This window comes from Protofrankia sp. CiP3, from assembly GCF_917627345.1.
Taxonomy (GTDB): Bacteria; Actinomycetota; Actinomycetes; order Frankiales; family Frankiaceae; genus Protofrankia.
Map to the genome: position 1 here is coordinate 43,684 of NZ_CAKJTM010000014.1, position 2,757 is coordinate 46,440.

Annotated in this window: 2 protein-coding genes and 1 pseudogene; 1 reads left to right on the forward strand and 2 read right to left on the reverse strand. The window is 67.9% G+C overall.

What is annotated here, in order from left to right; genetic code table 11:
- Positions 1 to 123 precede the first annotated feature (123 nt).
- On the reverse strand, positions 124 to 792 hold the full coding sequence (locus MJ797_RS07925) for a YdcF family protein (RefSeq protein ID WP_239333280.1): 669 nt from the start codon (positions 790 to 792) through the stop codon (positions 124 to 126).
- Positions 789 to 1,907: a hypothetical protein gene (locus MJ797_RS07930; protein WP_239333282.1), complete on the reverse strand. Its 1,119-nt coding sequence runs from the start codon at positions 1,905 to 1,907 to the stop codon at positions 789 to 791. Before MJ797_RS07930 ends, MJ797_RS07925 begins: the two co-directional genes overlap by 4 nt.
- A gap of 165 nt (positions 1,908 to 2,072) precedes the next feature.
- Here MJ797_RS07930 and MJ797_RS07935 point away from each other — a divergent pair.
- Positions 2,073 to 2,757: pseudogene (locus tag MJ797_RS07935) on the forward strand (adenosylhomocysteinase); the annotation flags it as partial.

The following is a 2,757-nucleotide window of genomic DNA, read 5'->3' on the forward strand; positions in this document are numbered from 1 at the left end:
CAAAGGTTTGCGATCCGCTGACTGTAGATCGACACGATGTATCATGTGCGAAACGGATCGTCTGATCAAGCTGGTGTTTGAAGCAGGTCACGGCCAGTGCAACGGGGTTCATGGTCTGGCAGCTCAGGCGGTGAGGAGACGGCTGTCGAAGCCGGCGGCGACGAGAGCCTTGAAGGCCGCATACACGTCCTCCGGGACGTCCTGGGCGATGGCGAACCCGAGCTTCGGGTACTCGATCACCCGTTGCAGGTCACCGACGAGCATGTCGATGACCATCTTGTCGTCACCGATGCTCTTGAGGTAGTCGTCGAACACCAGCGGCTGCGACGCGCAGATCACCTCGACCTCGGGCCATAGCTTGCAGGCGGTGGCGAAGGAGCGCCGCTCCATATACGGCATGGAGACCAGCAGCACCCAGGCTGGGGCAATGCCTGCCGCGGCCAGGACCTGCCGGGAGAACGTGATGTTCTCACCGGTATTGCGGGCCTTGGTCTCCAGCAGGATCGCGGTGTCGGGGACGCCGAGGTCGAGGGCATGCTCCCGGAAGTGGACGGCCTCACCGCGGGGGAACCGCTCCGGTGTGGTGGGGTTGGGGCCGCCGGTGAACACCAGGGTCGAAAACAGCCCGGCGCGATACAGCTCGGCGCAGAACACCGGCACCCCCAGGTCGTGGCTGCCCAAGCCGATCGCGACATCGACCGGCCGCACGTCGTGGTGCATCCGGTGGTAGTCCCAGATCAGGGTGGCCTGGTGCCGCGCCTCGTCGGTGATGGCTGGCTGGTTGTCCGTCACGTGCTCGTCTCCCTGGTCACCGCCGGGGGCCGGATGCCCCCTCGCTCACGGGCCTTGATGCCCTCGATGCTGCGCAGCTGGTGGCTCAGCCCGTAGCGCGCGGCCATCGTCGCGGCGCGGTCGAGGACGGCCCGCCCATCATCCCGGGTGGCCGGGTCGGACAGCAGGATGTGGCCGTGGGCAGTGTCCAGACGGACCCGCTGTAGCGGCGAGTCGGCCGCCCCGCCGCCGCGGGCAATGCTGATGAAGTGCACCGCCTTGCTCAGGTCACCGGCCCCGCGGTGGGCCAGAGCGAGTTTCTGGTGGGCCACCGACCAGTCGTCCGGCTCGGCGAGGTCGGCGAACTCCCGGGTCGCATCCAGCATGACGCGGCCGGCATGGTCGTAGTTGCCGGCCTTGCTCAACGCCGTCCCCACCCACAGCCGTGCTCTGGCCCGGTCGCGGCGAGATAGCCGGTCGTCGGCGGCGAGAGCGTCGTAGTGGCGGGCGGCGATCTCCAGCTTGCCCGACATCTCGGCGACCACCGCGAGGGACAACTCGAGCTGGGCGACGCGACGAGGGATGTCGAGTTGGATGAAGATCGACTGGGCGGTGAGATAGGAGTGCTGGGCCGAGTTCGGCCCGAGGACCACACCTCGGTCACGTCGGAGGTCGCCGAGCAGGGCAGTAGACCGGGCGAACAGATACAAACCCTTCTCGTCGAGTTCCAGCGGCGTGAAGCGGGTCAGCCACCGGCCCAACAGAGCGTCGGAGACGGTGAAGTTCTGCCGGGACAACGCGACGACGGCCCGCTCCAGATCATCGGTCCACGACTCGAACTCCCAGGCCCGCGGCACCGTCGTGATGATCCGCCGCGCTACCCCGGCCCCGGGACGGTTGGCTGCGGACAGGGCCGTCTCGAACCGCAGATGCACGGCGGTGTCCGCGCGCGCCAGCGCGGTGTCCAAGATGGCCTGGGTGTCGGGCCTCGGTGAGGTGCCGGCCAGCAGCTTCTCCCATTTCGAGACGGTGCGGACCGCGACACCGAGGTGCTCGGCGAACGCGCGGACGCTCAGCCGCAGCGCGAGACGCAGAGCCCGCGCCTCCAGACCGGTCCACCGATGCACGGTCGCCACGCGCGTCGCTCCCTTCCGACCATCATGGAAGCATGGTCTGCGCACATGGGAGGACGAAAGTACAACGCAAGTACGACAGCAGGGCATTCTGTCGCCGTCGGGTCGCGGTCACGCTCGAAAGCGTCACCACCTTCCGCGCCTTTGCACGGTCATGGGAGAACCGCGATGGAATCGTTTGAACGCGCCCGCCTGGACGCCTACTTCACAAAGATCATCGCCCGGTTCGCCTCCGACGAGCAGGTCACTACCTTCCTGATCACCCATCTGCTGGCCGAGCGTCCCGGCTTCGTCCGCGCGGTCGCGGCGATGAGCCGGCTGCGGGCCGTACTGCCCAAGCCCAAGTCGGTCAACCCCACCGCCCGACGCGAGGTCGAGCAGACCATCGGAGTCGACGTGCTCTCCCGGGAGCTGTTCACCGACCCGGACGCGGCCCTGGACTACTTCGAGGCCCGGGCCGCCGCCGAGCCGATCGCGCTGCTCGACGTCGGCGGCTACTTCGCTCCGACCCTGACCGACCTGCGTGGACGCTTCTCCGGTCAGCTCTTCGGGGTGATCGAGGATACCGAGAACGGCCACCGCCGCTACGCCGGCCTCGACAAACTTCCCTGCCCTGTGATCTCCGTCGCCCGTTCGCCGCTGAAGGACCCCGAGGACTTCCTCGTCGGCCAGTCCGTCGTCTTCTCCACCGAAGCCGTCATGCGTGGCCGCGGCGACATCCTGCACGGCCGCCCCGCCCTGGTCATCGGGTTCGGGAAACTCGGCTCCTCGATCGCCCGTCTCCTGCACGCCAAAGGCGTTCAGATCACCGTCTTCGATATCGACCCCGTCCGCCGCACCCAGGCCCTCTCCC